This is a genomic window from Pontibacter sp. HJ8 (assembly GCF_054824225.1).
In genome coordinates this window covers 1-18,444 of record NZ_JSYF01000403.1, presented here as the reverse complement: position 1 = coordinate 18,444, position 18,444 = coordinate 1, and the positions used below count along the sequence as shown (strand labels likewise).

Below are 18,444 nucleotides of genomic sequence, written 5' to 3'. Positions count from 1 at the left end.
TGATGCCATTATATCCTTTCCTTATTTGGAGGATAAATTCTCTGAAAGGTCCGAATCTTTGGTGCTTTACAGAAAGTAAAGGCACGCTCCCCACCGCAAAGGCAAATCTGAATACACCTGCACTAACCAATCAGGGCAGGAAAGAGAAAGCAAAAAACTATTTGCAACACTGTATCAAAGACTTACTTTTCAGGATGCGCCTTCTGCAAGTTTTATAGGTTTTAAGGCGTACCTTTGTTCCGCTAATCCAGGAAGTGCGCAGTACCTTGTAGCTATTATATCGAACGACGTAGCCCTGAAGTAAACCCAACAACTGGGCCACCTTTAAGGAACTGCCGAATGAAAGGTATAAGTTTCAGCTACTGTGGGCAGCAAGAAACTTTCTTTCGAAAGGCTTGGTTATTAAGATGTTACCATCCAGCACACATGAACGGGCATTGGTGTAAGACCGCAACCCGAATGATAACACAAAGACATTGTCGGAGAGCTAAGGCGCCGATAATTCAAGGCACACTTGTTTAAGGTGAGATGTAAGTAAGTTGCCAAAGCCATCCCCTCTCCGGGGATGGCTTCTTTTTTATGGCTATACTTGTTTACTTGAACATACCGCCCAGCTTGTCGCCCAGTCCACCCGGAAGCTTGTCTTTCAGGCCGCCTCCCAGCATGCCCAGGATATCGGACTGTCCCATACCGTCAGCATTCACTTTCCCGCTGATTTTGTTCATCAGGAAAGAAACGACAAAGGGCCCCACCTGCCTGGCCACATTTTCGGGCACACCCACTTTGGCAGACAGGTCATTGACGTAGTTTTGGATCATGCTGTTGCCTGCCGGGCTCTCCTGCGGCGATTTATTTCCCTTCAACATGTCCATGATGCCGCCCAGGTCCCCTCCGGTCGCTTCTTTTTTGAGCCCTTGCGTCATGTGCTCTTTGGCCAGCTCTACCGACTGGTTGGCCTGGTTCGGATCCAGCTTGAAATTGTTCTGCAACTCGCCGGTGAGCTGCCCTTTTACACTGTTGATGATATCGTTTAACATAGCTTTAGAATTTAATGGATTTGTCTCATTTCTCAGGTGCCGGCACTAAAAAGCCAAGGTCCCTGTTAAAATATAACGGCATTCCGAAGCAGAAGATGTAAAATGCCATCCTGCCAAAGCCATCTGGCCAACCCGGCCTTTTGGCAAAGTAATTGCTTCATACTACCACAGACCTATTTTTATTTTATAGCTTTGCCTCCTCGAACCCTATGAACATGCGTTATTTAGCCTTTCTAGCTATTATCCTGATTGCCGGCGTTACCCTCGCCGACACCAAGCTGAAGAAAACCCACATCACAAAAGAGATCAGCGTGTTGCTGCCCCGCGACTTCACGCCCCTGCCCGATGACGGGATTGCCCGAAAATATCCTGCTTCCAACAAGCCTGTGGCCGTGTATACCAGTCCCAATGGCCAGGTAGACTTCAGTGTGACCAAAAAAAAATCGCAGTTCAGATCACGGGACCTGCCTATGCTGCGGGAGATCTATAAAGCCAACCTGCTGGAGCGCTTTACCAAAGTTGATTTTATACGCGACGAGGTAGCGCAGATCAAAGGCAGGGACTACATTGTATTTGAATTTGTATCGGTGATGGCCGATGAGCGCAAAACGACCAATCTGGCGCCGGTGCAAAAGTATAGCATCATGCTCTATACCATACAGGGCGATCAGCAGATGGTCTTTTCCCTGCATTTACCCTTTGTCATGAAAAACGACTGGCAGGAAACAGCCCGCGAGATCATGGGCTCTGTCCAGATCAAATAAGCGCTTGTTCTCCTGTTTAAGCAGCCTCTCCTTTCAGGGAGGGGCTTTTTTTATGTACCTTGAGCAAGAGAAGCTGCCGGTGCAGCGTTCTTAGTATACACTTTTACGAACCGAAACTTTGGACTTCTTATCTATACACAGCGACGAACACTTTATGCAGGAGGCCTACCGGCAGGCGCAGTATGCTTTTGCGGAAGGCGAGATTCCGATCGGGGCCGTCATCGTGAGCAACAACCGCATCATCGCCAAAGCCTACAACCAGACAGAGAAACTGCAGGATGTAACGGCCCATGCCGAAATGCTGGCGCTCACGGCCGCTGCCGAATACCTGGGCAACAAGTACCTCAACGACTGCACCCTGTATGTGACCGTAGAGCCCTGCGTGATGTGTGCCGGTGCCAGCTACTGGGCGCAGCTCAAACGCGTGGTGTTTGCAGCGCCCGAACCGAAGCGCGGCTACAGGCGCCTGGGCAATCTGCTGCACCCCAAAACAGAAATGGTCAGTGGCATTATGGCCCAGGAGTGCGCCGAACTGATGGCTTCCTTCTTTGCAAGTAAAAGAAATTAAGTAACTTTGAAACTAACACTTTCAGTGCATAGTACACCCTAACAGCTGTCACTTTGCATATTTGTAACTATAAACCACCAAAACTATGGCTTTCGAATTACCGAAATTACCTTATTCTTACGACGCGCTTGAACCACACATCGACGCGCGCACTATGGAGATCCATCATACAAAACACCACCAGGCCTATACCGACAACCTAAACAAGGCGATTGCAGGCACTGAACTGGAAGGGAAGACTATTGAGGAAATCTTTACCAGCTTTAGCGGCGACAACAAAGCTGTGCGCAACAACGGAGGTGGCTACTACAACCACAACCTGTTCTGGGAAATACTTTCTCCGAATGGCGGTGGCCAGCCGAGCGGTGAGTTAGCAGATGCCATCAACGAAGCATTTGGTTCGTTTGACCAGTTTAAGGAAAAGTTTAATGCAGCAGCAGCGACACGTTTCGGCTCTGGCTGGGCCTGGCTATGCGTAGCCGGTGGCAAGCTGGAGGTATGCTCTACTCCGAACCAGGACAACCCCCTCATGCCGTTTGCAGAAGGTTGTGCCGGTCAGCCGATCTTAGGCCTCGACGTTTGGGAGCACGCGTACTATCTGAATTATCAGAACCGTCGTCCGGATTACATCAACGCTTTCTGGAACGTGGTGAACTGGGAAGAAGTAACCCGTCGCTACAACGAAGCGAAGTAAGGTATACCTTATCCCTTATTAAAAGGATTAAAAGGCTCTCCTATTGCAGGAGAGCCTTTTTTGTTACACTCCCACCCGGCTTGTTTCCTATTTCCCCGGAAAATATCTAATATAGGGTATAAATAAGCGTCGCTTCTTATGGAATCAGTCCTGCTGCTGGTAGTCATTGTCCTCATGTTATGGTTATCCCGGCAACTCTCGGGTAAGCTTGACAATCACTGGCATGAACTGCATCAGCTCCGGGCAGAGATCCTGCACCTGCGGGAACAGCTCAAGCAGCAAAGCACAAAACCGGAACCGGATGTACCTGTAGCGGCTCCAAAACCAGCGCCGGAAAAACCAGAGGCGGCAATACCTGTCCTGCCGCCTATAGCACCTCCTCCTCCTACGGTGGCTATACCGCATCAGGAATCTGCCATCCGGCCTGTGCCGCGCACACAGCCCATGGAGCAGCCAAGGCCGGTGGCGGCCTTCAGTGAAGCGCCTCCTCAACCAGCCGCTCCTTCTGCTTTTGATAAGTTTCGTGAGAACCTCGACTGGGAAAAGTTTATCGGTGAGAACCTGATCAACAAACTAGGTATAGCCATCCTGGTGCTGGGTATAGGTTTCTTTGTGAAGTATGCCATCGACCAGGATTGGATAAACGAAGCAGGCCGTGTAGCCATCGGTATACTGGCCGGCGGTATATTGCTGGGAGTAGCGCACCGGCTCCGGAAAGCTTACCAGTCCTTTAGCTCGGTGATGGTGGGCGGCGGTATGGCCGTTCTGTACTTCACCATTGCCATCGCCTTCCACGAATACCAGCTCTTCAGCCAGACGGTTACTTTCCTGCTCATGGTAGGTATAACCGGCTTCACCATTTTCCTGGCAATCGCCTACAACCGCATGGAGCTGGCTGTGCTGGCGCTCGTAGGTGGTTTTGCAAGCCCTTTCATGGCAAGCACCGGCGAAGGAAATTATATTGCCTTGTTTGTGTTCATCCTCATCCTGAACCTGGGCATCCTGGTGCTGGCCAACTTCAAGAAGTGGAACCTGTTGAACTCCATCGCCTACGTCTTCACCATCCTCCTGTACGGCGGCTGGCTGACCACCCGGGTCATCGACACCCCTGACCCGCCTTATGTAGGAGCGCTGGTGTTTGCAACGCTGTTCTACCTGGTATTCTTTGCCATGAACATCGTCAACAACATCAAAGAAAGGAGACACTTTACGGCTCCTGAGATCATGATCCTGCTCAGCAACACCTTCCTGTATTATTCGGCTGGTATGTATGTGCTGCAGCATATAGCGGGCGGCAATTACCAGGGCCTGTTTACGATGGTCATCGCTGTGTTTAACTTTATTTTTGCCTACCTGCTCTACCAGAACCAGAAAGCGGACCGCAACCTGGTATACCTGCTCATCGGGCTGGTGCTTACCTTCCTGAGCCTGACCGCGCCGGTACAGCTCAAGGGCAACTACATCACCCTATTCTGGGCACTGGAGGCTGTGCTCCTGCTATGGCTCTCGCAAAAGTCGGGCATCAGGCTGATCCGGGTGGCATCGGTGGTGGTGCTGGGGCTGATGTGGTTTAGCCTGCTGATGGACCGGGACCTGTACAACCACGAGCTGTCCGGGCCCCTGATCCTGGTGCTGAACAAAGTATTCGTAACAGGTATAGTAGCCGTGGCTGCACTGGCAGCTACCCTGTGGCTGTTGCAAGGCGAACAGGAACTCATCCTGATCCGGTGGCTGCCTGCCCGGGTATACCGGGCCATAACAGGCTTTACATTGGTGCTGACCCTGTACCTGGTGCTGTTGCTGGAACTCAACTATACGCTCGACCGCCTGGCAGTGAGTTATGGCACGAAGTATTTCATACTTGGTTTCTACAACTACCTATACCTGTTTGTCCTGCTCCTCCTCAGCAGGCGCCAGCCAAACCAGTTGGTGCAACAAGGTATAGGCACGCTGGCAACGGTTGGCATTTTGCTATACCTGACGCTGCAGCACCCGCTCACCATCGATACCCGGAACGCCTACCTGCTGGATGGTAGTGAGACGCTAGGCAGTTTTATGCTCCACTACCTGCCCCTGGCGCTGGTGCTGTTGCTGGTGGCGCAATTGCTCCGCCTGGTGGCCCAGCGGGTTGGGTTTAACTCTTTGCCGGGCAAGGTTGCACTGTGGTGTGCCAGCTTTGTGGTGGTGTTCCTGGCAAGTGCCGAACTGGAGCACCTGGTGGTGTTGCATTTCTATACCCCGGGCTCGAACTTGGCGGCCTTGCTGGTGCAGATCCGTAAGATTGGTTTTCCGATCCTGTGGGGCATCAGTTCCTTTATTCTGATGATGATCGGCATGCAGCACAAGCTCAAGTCCCTGCGTATCGTGTCACTCTCGTTGTTTTTCCTCACGCTGCTCAAGCTCTTCCTCTTCGACATCAGGGGGATTTCAGAGGGTGGAAAGATCGCGGCCTTCATTTGCCTGGGCGTGCTCCTGCTGATCGTCTCGTTTATGTACCAGAAACTGAAAGTAATCATTTTAGACGATGACGCTGCCACGCCGCATGTTGCCGATAATCACTAAACCGAACCCCCTGCTCCTGTTGGTGCTGCTGGCGTGGTGTCGCGTAGCGGGGGCGCAGTCCTATACCTGGCAGGCACCTGTCGCTACCCCTGAGCAGCCGGGTTACCAGCGCATCCTGCTCAGCCCGGAGATAACGGGCCGGCTGCAACCCGACCTCTCAGACCTGCGACTGTATAACGTGAAGGGGGAGGAAGTGCCCTATCTGCTCGGGACGGAGCAGCCGCTACAGTACAGGCGACTGTTCAAAAAGTACGACATCCTGGGCTATACCCACCAAAAGGGCTGCTGCTCCGAGCTGCTGATCGCTAATCCGCAGAAACGCAAGCTCAACAACATCAGCCTGCAGATCAGTAACGCGGACGTACGGAAAGAGGTAAAGCTCAGCGGCAGCGATAACCGGCAGGACTGGTATGTGCTGAAAGAGCGGGACATCCTGTATGCCATCAACAACCGCGAAAGCACAGCCGAAGTAAAACTATTGGACTTCCCGCTGAGCGATTACCGTTACTTCCGCCTGCAACTCAACGACTCTGCCAGCGCGCCGCTTAACATTCTGCAGGCCGGCTACTACGACACCTATACCGAGGCCGGTAAGTATACCGCTATACCTGTGCAGGAGATCACCCGCCGGGACAGTGCCTCTGCCAAAAGCACCTACCTCCACCTGCGTTTTGCGCAGCCGGTTTACCCCGAGCAGCTGGAGTTCACGATTACGTCTCCGCAGCTCTATTACAGGCACGGCACCGTACAGCTACACCCTACAGAGCCAAGCCAACGCCGCCGAAGCAAACGCAGAAAACAGCGGGAGCAGCAACAGCAACTGGTGCCGTTTGTACTGAGCTCCAACGCACCGGCTCTGGTCAAACTGCCGCGCAGAAAGGTACAGGAGCTTACCATCCTCATCGAGAACGTGGACAACCGACCACTGGAGATCAGCGCGGTCAGGCCCCTGCAACTGAACCGGTACCTGGAGGCGGAGCTAGCGCCGGAGCAGGCGTATACCTTGCATTTTGGCAATCGGGAGGCAGACGCTCCGGCTTATGAGCTGCAGTACTTTCAGGATAGTATACCTGCTGCTCTGCCCGTGCTGCAGGCAGGAAAACCCACACAACTCCAGGCAACCAGCAAGCAGCGTGGCAGCGGCTCCACCCTGGCGATCTGGGCGGCTATTGCTGTCGTAGTGGCCGGCCTGGCTTACATGACCGTGCGGATGCTGCATGAAATGGACAGGAAGAAACAGGTATAGCTTTTTGCTTAGCTGCTAAAATAATCCGGAAATCGGTAGCAACGCATACGGAAGGAAAACACCTGAAACGAAAAGCCCTGAAGCAACCAATCTCGCTTCAGGGCTTTTCGTTTTGCTTGCTATACCTTACTTCTGGGCCACCTGCTGCTTCGCTTTGTAAGCTTCTACCCCGGCATCCAGGAACTTCACGAAGTTTTCCACGCTCCGGTCATAGGCAACTGGCTTGACCAACATGTTTTCGTTTTCGTCCATCAGCACGTAGTAGGGCTGGGCGTTCACGTTGAACTTAGTGATCTGGTAATCGGCGTATTTCTTGCCGATGGTTTTTTTCTCTTTGCCGTCGTAGCTGCTGGTATACCATTCGCTCTCCGGCAACTCTGTTCTGTCATCCACATACAGGGCAGCGATCACATAGTTCTCTTGAAGACGCTTCAATACTTCCGGGTGCGACCATACATTGGCTTCCATTTCGCGGCAGTTCACGCAGCCGTGGCCGGTGAAGTCAATGAAGATCGGTTTCCCTTGTTCGGCAGCGCAGCGCTTGGCCTGCTCCAGGTCATAATACCCTTTCAAACCAAGTGGCATTCCGGGCATGTCCTCGGCATACTTCGGCGTTTCACACAGTTCGTTCGCGGCCAGGCTTGTTGCGGTGCTTCCTCCCCCGCCCTGTCGCACAATGGCGTTCAGGTCGAAGTCGTGGGTAGACTGCGGCGGCAGGTAGCCGGACAGCGCTTTAAGCGGTGCCCCAAACAGACCCGGCACCATGTAGACCACAAAGCCAAACGTAGCAATAGCCAACATAAGGCGCGGCACACCGATGAACTTCAGGTCCGAATCATGCGAAAATTTGATCTTCCCCAACAGGTAAAAGCCCATCAGTGTGAAGATCACGATCCAGAGGGCCAGGTATATTTCGCGGTCCAGCAGGCCCCAGTGGTATACCTGGTCAGCGATGCTTAAGAATTTGAGCGCAAGTGCCAGTTCAATAAAGCCCAGCACCACCTTGACAGAATTCAGCCAGCCGCCTGACTTGGGCAGGCTGTTCAGCCACGATGGAAAAATAGCAAACAGGGTAAAGGGCAGGGCAAAGGCCATCGAGAAGCCCAGCATCCCGACTACCGGCCTGAGGGTTTCGCCCCCGGCGGACGCCACCAGGATACTTCCCACAATGGGACCGGTACAGGAGAAAGACACCAGCACCAGCGTGAAGGCCATAAAGAACACCCCGATGATTCCACCCCGGTCAGCCTGCGCATCCACTTTGGTAAGGAAGGAGCTTGGGAGCGTGATCTCAAACATGCCGAAGAAGGACATGGCAAAAATCAGGAATACGGCAAAAAAGATCAGGTTGGGCAGCCAGTGCGTGCTGATGAAGTTGGCCCCATCCGCTCCGAAAAGCTTGGCCACGATCGTACCCACCAAGGTATAGATGGCGATGATGGAGAAACCATAGAGCAGTGCTTTGAAGATGGCCTGGCCCCGGCTGGCGCTGCCACTCGTAAAGAAGCTCACCGTCATCGGGATCATCGGAAAAACGCAGGGCGTCAGCAAGGCACCCAGGCCAAAAACGAACGCTACTAACATAAAGGCCCACAGGCTCTGAGGTTCGCCGGTATCGCCGGCCGCTTCGCTCAGTGCCGGGGTGACTACCTCTCCGGCTCCGGCCACAACCGTATCACCCGAAGGTGCAACAGCCAGGGACTCAGCCGCCATCAGGGCGGTATCTTGCCGCACCGTTTCCGGGAGCGACGTATCCAGGCCATCAGGCGCCGTGGCCTTTTTCGGGGACTTCTCTAGTGCTGCGGCCGAAGTTTCCACAGGAGCTGCTGTAGTGGGCGTGGCTGCACCTGTGCCGGCAGTTACCTGCACCTGGCTGTTGGTGAAGCTGAAATCATCGTCAAACGGAATGCATTTGCCGTCTATGTCGGTACACACCTGGTATTCGTAAGTTCCCTTTACCACCAGAGCCGGCTGCAGCACCTTTATCTTTTGCCTGAACTGTGCGGTCCCGACAAAGTAGGTATACTCTCCTTCCCAGAGGTCATCGTATTTTTTCTTTGGGTTGACGGGCTTTATCTTGCCCACCAACTGGTAAGAGGGGTGTTTGGCAAACTTAAACTCCGTTACCATGGGTCCCAGATCCGGGTCAAAGTCTGTGGAGTAGAGGTACCAGTCCTTGTCAATCTTTACGTTGAAGATCAGTTCGACTTCCTCGCCTACGGCTACCTGTTTTTTGGAGACATCGTAGCTCCAGGAAGCCGGCTTCAATACCTGTGCCTGCGCCACTACGGCGATCAACACCAGGAGCAGTGTGGCCAGCAGTTGCCTGAAGTTATTTTTAATCGGGTGCTTCATCATGATTTTAATTAAGAGCTTCTGACAAGTGGATAGACTGGCAGAACAGGTCTTGCGCGCGCAAACAGTATACCACTTGTTTAACTCACTACAAAAGTATGGATTTTTAGCCGAATGCGATACCTGCCCGCCAAGGGCTGGCCTCATCTGAAGACATAAAGCATCCTACTGCCTGCTAATGCACCCTCAGTTACCCCAGATAACATACCTTGGGCAGTGCGGGTTTCCTTTGTTTACCCCTCTTCAGAACCGTAGTCTTATGCCTGTTATAACTGTTGTTCTTCTCCGGTGCCGGCTTATTCATTTTCCCTGAAAAGTGCCTTTAAAAGCCGTATGCACGCATAACAAGTTATTGAGAGGCATTTGTCTGCCCTTTACCCCCGCCTACCTGACGTTCACCAACAAAGAAAAATTTAGCCGCCTGAGCAGGAATTTATCGAACGCACAAAATGTATCTTTCCTATAAGTTTATTAACAATACACATACTCACTAATTATGCATACAAACCTTCAGCCACAGGCATCATCAGCCCTGAAGACAGAATGTGGAAAAGAGTTTGGCTACTGTTTCAAGGCAATCAAGCTGGTACGTGACGAGCATTATAATTTCCATATAGTATACAAGACTTTTTCCAATGAGTACATCTACTCCTTTTGCAATCCCTTCCAGGACACTGATTCAGCGCATGCTTACACATTAATATCTGAGGAGGAGGCAAAGGCCATCTTTCAGAGCCGTCTCTCCGAGGAAAATGCCCGCGAGTTGTTTTATACCGCACCGGCATCTATTATGCGAGTTCTTTCCTGATTATCTGAAAAAGTGTCCTAAAAAAAGGTGTCGCAAGGCACCTTTTCTTTTTTATTTCAGCTCCCCTGGTTCAGCTATACCTGCAGCCTGCCGCTGCGTACCCTGCTACTCCTCCGGACAGGTATTCTGCATTATAATACCTACATATATAGCAAAAGAACGTATTTTGATTAATTTTACGCTGCAGGCAATGTAAACTGCGGAGACTCTCTATGCTTCTGAACGTTCTATTCACTATCCTTCTGGTATTGCTCAACGGCTTCTTTGTGGCCGCCGAATTTGCGATCGTTAAGGTACGGGCTTCACAGATAGAGTTGCGCGCGCAGGCAGGAAGCTCTATGGCCAAACTGGCCCAGCACATGCTCACCCACCTCGATGCCTACCTGTCTGCCACACAGCTGGGTATAACGCTTGCTTCTCTGGGTCTGGGTTGGATAGGCGAAAGCGTCGTATCCCAGATCGTGATCAATATCATGCATTTCTTTGGCTTCCAGGGAGGCGAGGCGCTGGCCCACCGGATTGCCCTGCCTATTTCTTTTGCGATTATTACCGTGCTGCACATCGTGTTCGGCGAGTTGGCACCCAAGTCGCTGGCCATACAACGCTCCGAAGCAACAACGCTGGCCATCACACTTCCGCTTCGCTTCTTCTATTACTTGTTCAGGCCCTTCATCTGGATCCTGAATGGTTTTGCCAACATGGTGCTCCGATCGATGGGAATCAAACCGGTACATGGTGCCGAAGTGCATTCGGCAGAGGAACTGCGCCTGCTCTTTGAACAAAGTGCCGAAGGAGGTGTTCTGATGGATTCGCAGCACGAGCTCATCGAGAATGTGTTCGAGTTCAATGAGCGGATGGTGAAGCAGATCATGGTGCCCCGCACCCGCATGGTGGCCATTGACGTGAACATACCGGAGCCGGAGTTGATGGAGATCATCTTTGAGGAAGGCTACTCCAGGTTACCGGTCTACAACGGCTCCATCGACAACATCGTGGGAGTGCTCTATGTAAAGGACATCCTGAGCATCATGCGCCTGGGCGAGCCAATCATCATCGAAAAGCTCATGCGCCCTGCTTACTTTGTGCCTGAAACCAAGAAGATCAACCGCCTGCTGCACCAGTTCCAGCGCCGCCACATGCACATGGCCATCGTGACAGATGAGTTTGGAGGTGTGTCGGGTATTGTCACGATTGAAGACATCATAGAAGAACTCGTGGGCGAGATACAGGATGAGTACGATGAGGAAGTTCCGATCGTGGAGCGCCTGAGCGATTTTGAATACCGGGTGAACGGCGCGGCTCCTGTTTCGGACGCCAACGACTACCTGCCCTACCACCTGCCGGAAGGGGAAGACTACGAAACAGTGGGCGGCCTGGTGACCATGATCTACGGACACATACCTGAAAACCTGAACGAAATAGCAGACTTCAATGAGTACGAGATACAGGTGCTGGAGAAGTCTGACCGGCGGGTTGAGTGGGTATTGTTTAAAATAAAAGAGGAGTTTCACGTAGGCATCAGTCCCCAAACCGAAGAGGTATGAAGCGGCACGAAAGCCTGGCCCCCATCTCACGGCAGCACCACGGCGGACTGTTGACAGCCCGGCTGCTGCAGCTGAATGCCCCGCCCTACAAGGGTATGCCTACGACAACGGAGGGCAAGCGGGCGTATGTCCTGCAATTCCTGGAAGAGCACCTGCGACCTCATTTTAAACTGGAAGAAGAGACGGTCTTTAAAACAGCCAAAGCAGCTGCCCCGCACCTCGGGGAGCAGGCCGAAGCCTTGGAGGCGGAACACCGCCAGCTGGAGCAACTCATACTGGCCCTGCCTGCGGCAATGGAAGCTACTTTGCCTGCCCAACTGGATGAAACAGGGCGCCTGCTGGAGAAGCACATCCGGACCGAAGAGCGTATTTTCTTTGAAATGCTGCAAGAAGAGTTGCCTGAAGCCACTCTGCAGCTATTGAAAGAGCAGGTAGAGCAACACCTGCTGTAAGCTATACCTCCTGCCCCGTAAACCAGCCGCTGTACATCACATAGTTGTTGGCCACCTTGTCCAGGCCGGCGATCTGCTCCTGGCTCAACTGCTTCACTTTTTTGGCCGGTATACCTGCGTAGATATAGCCTGACTCGCATACCGTATTCTCCAGCACAATGGCCCCTGCCGCCACAATGCATTTTTGCTGTACCAGCGCGTTGTCCATTACGATCGCTCCCATACCTATGAGCACATTATCTTCCACAGTGCAGCCGTGCACGATGGCATTGTGCCCGATGGATACGTTGCTGCCTATTGTAGTGGCCGCTTTCTGGTACGTGCAGTGGATCACAGCCCCATCCTGTATGTTGGTCTTGTTGCCGATCCGGATCGCATTCACATCGCCCCGGATGACGGCGTTGAACCACACCGAGCACTCGTTGCCCAACACCACATCCCCCACGATGGTGGCATTTTCGGCTACAAAACAATCCTCGCCCAGCTGCGGGGCTATACCTTTCACGGGAAGTATTACTGGCATATTTTAAGTTTAGGAGTTTGAGAGGTATGAGTATAAGTTCTGAGTCACGAGTTCTGAGTTCTGAGTTTTACATCCTGTATCTCAGGTTTAGCTATTAACCATCAACAATGTAACAATTAACAATCAGCAATTTAAATCAACCGCTTCCAGGTGCCTTTGTGCAGGTTGTACTTCAGGGTGCTGGGCAGGGCTTTCCAGAAGTATTTGTTGACCTCTACGGCAAAGCTAGGTTGCATGTAGCAGTTGATCGTGCAGCCTTCGCACTCGGGTAGCCGCCCCTCCTGCTGCTTGAGCTCCTCTACGTCCTGCCCCAGGTATAGCTCCTCTAACTTACCCTGAATCGGGAAGCTTTTCTTGCCCAGGTGGTAGCAGGGCAACACCAGTTCGTTCTCCGGTGAGATGACCAGCGTCGTGCTGGCCGCCTTGCATACCGGATCGGCTACATGGTTGCCGCCGTCGCGTCGCAGCTCTATGAAGCCCTCGTTCAGGTATACGTTTTTGCGTTTCCCGAAGGCGGTCAGGTAGTTCAGTTCTTCCTCTGTCAGTTGGTCACCTACCGCTACGGTGTTGTACTCAAAAGCCGGGTTGATGATCAGCATGAGTTTGTTGGGTAGCACGATCTCCCGGTAAACTTCTTCCAGCTGGTTCAGATTGTTTTTGAACACGGTGAACAGGATATCAGGACGCTCCCCCAGCCGTTTGGCGACCTGTATCGACTCCATCACAAAGTCGTAGCAGGCCACACCCCTGCCGGCATCGTGCTCTTCCTTATGGGCCGAGTCCAGCGAAAAGTGCAGCATATCCACCTTGCCCCTGAGGCGCTCGGCCAGTTTAGGGTATAGCATGCCGTTGGTGGTGAGGGTAGTGATGAAGCCCATGTCGTGCGCCATACCCAGGAACTGGTCTATCTCGCGGTGCAGCAGCGGTTCGCCGCCCGTAAAATCGATCACCTGCACGCCCAGTCGCTTCAGGTCGCGCAAGTTACGGGCCACATCTTCGCGGGTGATATAAGGCGAAGGCTTTTCCCAGATGTCGCAGAACGAGCACTTTGCGTTACAGCGGTAGGTAACGTAGTAGTTGCAAAGTACAGGTTTCGATCGCAGGCGCATCTTTGGAGGTATGAGAAATCCAAAATTAGGAATTATGAATGAGTATATTTAATTGTTGGTTGCTGATTGTTAAATTGTTTGATGGTTGAATTGTTAATTGCTTATTGTTAATTGTATCAGGATTTGCAGGATTCACAGAGATGATTGCAGAACTGAATTTGCCAATACATAACAGGGTGCACAATTCGGACAGGTAGCGACCTGTCCCTACAAACATAAAACTTTCTAACTCCTAAACTCCTAAACTCTTTAACTTCCTAGCTTCTATGAAAAGACAAAACATATCCTCCGGCGCTGTATGGGAAGACATTGTCGGGTATAGCCGCGCCGTGCGCATAGGCCATGTAGTAGAAGTAGCCGGAACCACTGCCACAGACGGGGACCAGGTTATAGGTATAGGCAACGCCTACGAACAGACAAGGTATGTGCTCCAGAAAATAGAGCGGGCACTGCACGAGGCAGGCGCTACCTTGCAGGACGTGGTACGCACCCGCATCTTCGTCACCGATATCAGCCAGTGGGAGGAAGTTGGCCGGGCGCACGGCGAGTTTTTCCGGAACATAAAGCCAGCCGCTACAATGGTGGAAGTGAGCGCCCTCATCCAGCCTGAGCTACTGGTAGAGATAGAGGCCACAGCAATTATCACACAGGATCCAGCTTAAGGCTATACCTGCCGTCTGCCTTTTCGCACCTGACCAAGGTATAGTTGCTTTCTCTGTAGAATTATGTACTTTTCAGCGAGTTTTAATTAAAGCGAAAAACCGGATACACAACGCAACATCAGCAACTCCCCATGAAAAACCTGGTCTCCGAACGGTTTGCAATAACCGGTTTAACAACGATTGTATCCCTTTCGGTGCTGCTGCATGTCGCCATACTAATGGGCATCATCCCTTATGAGATGGTATGGGGCGGCAGGCTGCAAAGTCACGATCAGATGGTAATCTTTGAAACGATCTCTATCGTCATCAACCTGACCATACTGGTCATTATCAGCCTAAAGGCCGGCCTGATACAGGTTAAACTTCATCCAACTATACTACGTGTGGCTTTCGGGCTGTTATGCGGTCTTTTCCTGCTCAACACGGTAGGCAACCTGCTGTCAAACAACACCCTTGAACAACTGTTGTTCACGCCTTTGACTGCTATACTTGCCATACTTTGCCTCCGGCTGGCCATCAGCAAAAAAATCCCACACCACTCAGATCCTGATCATGTAGGCAAGTCCGCCAAAGCATAATCCGGCACACTTCCTGCAATAACGGGAAGCCGTCCGGCCACCTACCTTGCGCTGCTTCGCCTTCACTTCCGTGGCTGTCACACCCGGACATAGTAGCATGCAAAATTAAAATAATACCATAAAATCATACATTGCACCCTATATTTGCAGGGTTACGTACTAAATAGCTATCGCAACATCGTTATACTGAGACCTGTATAAAAGGGAACGATAACGATGTTTGACTTAAAGAGATAGCTATGAGAATTTTCATTCTAACCATATGTACCCTGTTTGCCATGAGTACGGCGGCACAGGCGCAGATTACGGGAGGTATAAAAGCAGGTGTTGGATCGGCCAACGTGGCTGTCCGGGACGTGATCAACAACCCGTCCGATTATGCTAAAAAAGAATCCGTAACGAGTTATCATGCCGGTGCCTTTGCCCGCATCAGCCTGCTGGGCCTCTTCATACAACCGGAGGCGGTGTTCACACAGACGGGCGGACGCCTGGAGTCTGGACCGGATGCCACTTTAGCCAACCAAGTGGCGGAGATTGAATTCAACCGGCTGGATGTGCCTGTTATGGCAGGTGTCAGCATTGCGAACCTGGTGCGGGTGCAGGCAGGTCCGGTAGCATCTATGCTGCTCAGCGCCAAACAGGACGGCGAGAATATCAAAAGCTTTATGGAGAAATCGGATTGGGGCTACCAGGCCGGCGTAGGTATAGACATCCAGAAACTCTCCATTGACCTGCGCTATGAGCGTATCAACAAGACCTACGAGAACAGTACCGACCAGAGCAAGTATGACCTGGCAAACCAACAGCTGTTGCTTAGCTTAGGCCTGAAGCTGTTTTAAGGGATTACCTATACCTGTCAACACAAAAGAGCCGCTGCAGAAACTTATCTGCAGCGGCTTTTTCTTTTAATTTATACCTTCAGCTTATGGCTGCGGCATATATAAGCCGGCACCCGGGCCAAGTGGCAGGCCCAGCAAGATCCAGATGATGAACAGGATGGTCCAGCCAATGAAGAAAGCCACGGTATAAGGCAACATCGTGGAGATGACCGTACCGAGACCGGCTTTCTTGTCATACCGTTGAATAAAGGCTACAATCAGGGCGAAGTACGACATCATCGGGGAAATAATATTGGTTACACTATCCCCGATACGATAGGCCGCCTGCGTAAACTCCGGCGTGTAGCCCAGCAGCATGAACATCGGGATAAATACCGGCGCCATGATGGCCCACTTGGCAGAAGCTGAGCCCATCACCATATTGATCATTGCCGCTACCAGAATGAAGGTGATCATCAACGGGATACCTTCCAGCCCCATCGTTTTCAATACCCCGGCACCGTTGATGGCCAGTATAAGCCCCAGGTTGGTCCAGTTGAAGTAAGCCACGAACTGCGCCGCAAAAAACACCAGTACAATGTAAGAACCCAATGTCTCCATAGACTTGGCCATGCCACGCATCACGTCGCTGTCGTTGCGGATGGTCTTGGCACCCACACCATAGGCTATACCTGCCACACCAGCCAGTATAAAGATAAAGGCCACAATGCCCGACATGAACGGAGAGTGCAGTATCTCGTTTGTTTCAGGATCGCGCAGGTAGCCGTTCTCCGGTATGAGACCACCCAGTATGAAGGCAACCAAAAAAAGAATAGCAATCGTGGCGTAGAGTAAGCCGCGTTTTTCCTGCGCATTGAGCCGGTCTATACTTTGCGGCTTCTCATCTCCTTCATACTCGCCCAGGCGCGGGACCACTACTTTCTCGGTCACCCAGGTACCCAGGGCCGAAATGAGGAAGGTAGACACGAACATGAAATAATAGTTGGCAGCCGGGTTCACCAGGTAGTTCGGGTCAATGATCCGGGCTGCTTCTGTAGAGAGGCCCGCCAGCAGCGGGTCCACGGTGCCTAGCAGCAGGTTGGCGCTATACCCACCCGACACACCGGCAAATGCTGCCGCCAGACCAGCCAGCGGATGACGGCCTGCCGCCAGGAAAATAACAGCCGCCAGGGGCACCAGCAGCACATACCCCACTTCAGATGCCGTGTTCGACATCACACCGGAAAACACAATTACAAAGGTGAGCAGGCGCTTCGGCGATGAGAGCACCACCAGCCGCAGCACGGCCCCGATTAGCCCCGTTCCCTCGGCTATACCTATACCCAGCAGAGAAACCAGTACAGTACCCAGCGGTGCAAAATTGGTAAAGTTGGTCACCATGCGCGTCAGGATCATGTGGAGCCCTTCGGTAGAAAGCAGGTTAACCGGTGTTACCGTCTCGCCCGTGCCCGGGTGCACCACCGCCAAATCAAACAGGCTGGCTACCCACGACAGGATAATAACGAGCAGCGCGAAGCCGGCAAACAGGGTGGCAGGGTGTGGCAGGGCATTTCCGATACGCTCCACCACCGAGAGGAACTTATCAATTCCAGACTTCTTTTTCTGAACTTTAGTCATAAAGAGGTTAAATTTAGGGCTCCCGGTAACGCAACCCTCTTAAGGTATAGGCGCCGGGCATCAAAGGCCATGGTCGTTGTGAATGAGGTTCCGAAATTGACCAAAATTTCTTACCCTCGCAAATTTTAGCAAAAAGCCATACCTTCGTTTACCAACAATTCCTTGAATTTCCCATGATTGCACCCCTTCAGCCCGGCGATAAAATCGCCATCATCGCTACCGCCCGAACGATTAGCCGCGAAGCCATACAGCCTGCCGTACACATCCTGCAGCAATGGGGGCTGGAGGTAGAAGTGGGACCAAGTGTAGGCGCTACTTACCATGTGTTTGCCGGTGACGACGCCCTGCGCCTGCAGGACCTGCAGCAGGCCCTTGACCGGCCTGAGATCAAAGCCATCCTCTGTGCCCGCGGCGGCTATGGCACCACCCGCATTCTGGATCAGGTAGATTTCAGCCATTTTGAGCGTCACCCCAAATGGATAGTCGGGTTCAGTGACATTACCTCCCTGCTTTGCCACATCCATAGTTTAGGTATAGAGAGCGTGCACGGCATCATGCCGCTGCTGTATCCGACAGGTACGGATGCAGCACTTGACAGCCTCCGGAAAGTATTGTTTGGCGAAGAACTGCAGTACCAGACGGCACCGCATGCCCTCAACCGCACCGGCCTCGGGGAAGGCGAATTGGTAGGCGGCAACCTGGCCCTGCTGCACAACGTCTCCGGCACCCGCTCCGACTTCAGCACACGCGGCAAGATCCTATTTTTGGAGGATGTGGATGAATACCTCTACAACATTGACCGCATGATGGTGCACCTCGACCGTGCCGGAAAGCTGGAAGGATTGACCGGGCTTATCGTCGGCCACTTCAGCGACATGAAAGACAATGCTATACCTTTCGGGAAAGACGCTTACGAGATCATAGCCGAACACTCCGGCAGGTATAACTACCCCGTTTGCTTCGGCTTCCCGACCGGCCACGAGCCCGACAACCTGGCGCTGGTATGCGGAAGAAAGGCAAGGCTGGAAGTGACGGAGAGTGGAGTAAAGCTGGAGTACGTTTACTCTATATAACATGCTATATTGG

General features: G+C 52.4%; 17 protein-coding genes. 12 read left to right on the top strand and 5 right to left on the bottom strand.

Going from position 1 to position 18,444, the window contains the following annotated elements; all coding sequences use genetic code 11:
- Positions 1-218: hypothetical protein (locus OB13_RS16515; protein WP_461491281.1), on the top strand; the 218-nt coding region annotated here is incomplete at its 5' end.
- Between the two features lie 375 nt (positions 219-593).
- On the opposite strand, the gene OB13_RS16510 is transcribed toward OB13_RS16515, so the two are convergent.
- Positions 594-1,037, bottom strand: a complete 444-nt coding sequence (locus tag OB13_RS16510; protein WP_461491280.1) for a hypothetical protein — start codon at positions 1,035-1,037, stop codon at positions 594-596.
- Between the two features lie 215 nt (positions 1,038-1,252).
- Between OB13_RS16510 and OB13_RS16505 the strand changes: the two genes are divergently transcribed.
- The 5 genes from OB13_RS16505 (at position 1,253) to OB13_RS16485 (ending at position 6,871) form a co-directional block, all read left to right on the top strand.
- Positions 1,253-1,801, top strand: a complete 549-nt coding sequence (locus OB13_RS16505; RefSeq protein WP_461491279.1) for a hypothetical protein — start codon at positions 1,253-1,255, stop codon at positions 1,799-1,801.
- Positions 1,802-1,919: 118 nt separating this feature from the next.
- On the top strand, positions 1,920-2,369 hold the full coding sequence (locus OB13_RS16500) for a nucleoside deaminase (RefSeq protein ID WP_461491278.1): 450 nt from the start codon (positions 1,920-1,922) through the stop codon (positions 2,367-2,369).
- Positions 2,370-2,454: 85 nt separating this feature from the next.
- Positions 2,455-3,063 (top strand): superoxide dismutase, encoded by a 609-nt coding sequence (locus tag OB13_RS16495; protein WP_461491277.1) that lies wholly within the window; start codon positions 2,455-2,457, stop codon positions 3,061-3,063.
- A 138-nt stretch (positions 3,064-3,201) separates the two neighbouring features.
- Positions 3,202-5,625 carry a DUF2339 domain-containing protein gene (locus OB13_RS16490; protein WP_461491276.1) on the top strand — a complete coding sequence of 808 codons (2,424 nt, stop codon included), beginning with the start codon at positions 3,202-3,204 and terminating at the stop codon, positions 5,623-5,625.
- Entirely contained in the window at positions 5,588-6,871 is a 1,284-nt protein-coding gene (locus OB13_RS16485) for a hypothetical protein (protein WP_461491275.1), read from the top strand. Before OB13_RS16490 ends, OB13_RS16485 begins: the two co-directional genes overlap by 38 nt.
- 126 nt (positions 6,872-6,997) lie before the next feature.
- Here OB13_RS16485 and OB13_RS16480 read toward each other — a convergent pair whose 3' ends face one another.
- Positions 6,998-9,229, bottom strand: a complete 2,232-nt coding sequence (locus tag OB13_RS16480) for a protein-disulfide reductase DsbD family protein (protein ID WP_461491274.1) — start codon at positions 9,227-9,229, stop codon at positions 6,998-7,000.
- 1,017 nt (positions 9,230-10,246) lie between these two features.
- Between OB13_RS16480 and OB13_RS16475 the strand changes: the two genes are divergently transcribed.
- Positions 10,247-11,578 (top strand): hemolysin family protein, encoded by a 1,332-nt coding sequence (locus OB13_RS16475; RefSeq protein ID WP_461491273.1) that lies wholly within the window; start codon positions 10,247-10,249, stop codon positions 11,576-11,578.
- Complete coding sequence (locus tag OB13_RS16470) at positions 11,575-12,030, top strand: hemerythrin domain-containing protein (RefSeq protein WP_461491272.1); 456 nt, start codon at positions 11,575-11,577, stop codon at positions 12,028-12,030. The genes OB13_RS16475 and OB13_RS16470 overlap by 4 nt, the downstream gene beginning before the upstream one ends.
- A gap of 1 nt (position 12,031) precedes the next feature.
- On the opposite strand, the gene OB13_RS16465 is transcribed toward OB13_RS16470, so the two are convergent.
- Together OB13_RS16465 and OB13_RS16460 are read right to left on the bottom strand one after the other, a co-directional pair.
- Positions 12,032-12,553, bottom strand: coding sequence for a gamma carbonic anhydrase family protein (locus OB13_RS16465; protein ID WP_461491271.1), 522 nt, complete (start codon positions 12,551-12,553; stop codon positions 12,032-12,034).
- Between the two features lie 131 nt (positions 12,554-12,684).
- A complete protein-coding gene (locus OB13_RS16460) occupies positions 12,685-13,662 on the bottom strand; it encodes a radical SAM protein (RefSeq protein WP_461491270.1) in 978 nt (325 codons plus the stop codon).
- A 266-nt stretch (positions 13,663-13,928) separates the two neighbouring features.
- On the opposite strand from OB13_RS16460, the gene OB13_RS16455 reads away from it, so the two are divergent.
- From OB13_RS16455 to OB13_RS16445, 3 genes are all read left to right on the top strand, one after another.
- Complete coding sequence (locus OB13_RS16455; protein WP_461491269.1) at positions 13,929-14,324, top strand: RidA family protein; 396 nt, start codon at positions 13,929-13,931, stop codon at positions 14,322-14,324.
- 131 nt (positions 14,325-14,455) lie between these two features.
- Positions 14,456-14,902: a hypothetical protein gene (locus OB13_RS16450; protein WP_461491268.1), complete on the top strand. Its 447-nt coding sequence runs from the start codon at positions 14,456-14,458 to the stop codon at positions 14,900-14,902.
- A 239-nt stretch (positions 14,903-15,141) separates the two neighbouring features.
- Positions 15,142-15,741, top strand: a complete 600-nt coding sequence (locus OB13_RS16445; protein ID WP_461491267.1) for a porin family protein — start codon at positions 15,142-15,144, stop codon at positions 15,739-15,741.
- An 84-nt stretch (positions 15,742-15,825) separates the two neighbouring features.
- On the opposite strand, the gene OB13_RS16440 is transcribed toward OB13_RS16445, so the two are convergent.
- Positions 15,826-17,358, bottom strand: coding sequence for an AbgT family transporter (locus OB13_RS16440; RefSeq protein ID WP_461491266.1), 1,533 nt, complete (start codon positions 17,356-17,358; stop codon positions 15,826-15,828).
- Positions 17,359-17,531: 173 nt separating this feature from the next.
- On the opposite strand from OB13_RS16440, the gene OB13_RS16435 reads away from it, so the two are divergent.
- On the top strand, positions 17,532-18,431 hold the full coding sequence (locus tag OB13_RS16435) for a S66 peptidase family protein (protein ID WP_461491265.1): 900 nt from the start codon (positions 17,532-17,534) through the stop codon (positions 18,429-18,431).
- The last annotated feature ends 13 nt before the right edge of the window (positions 18,432-18,444 follow it).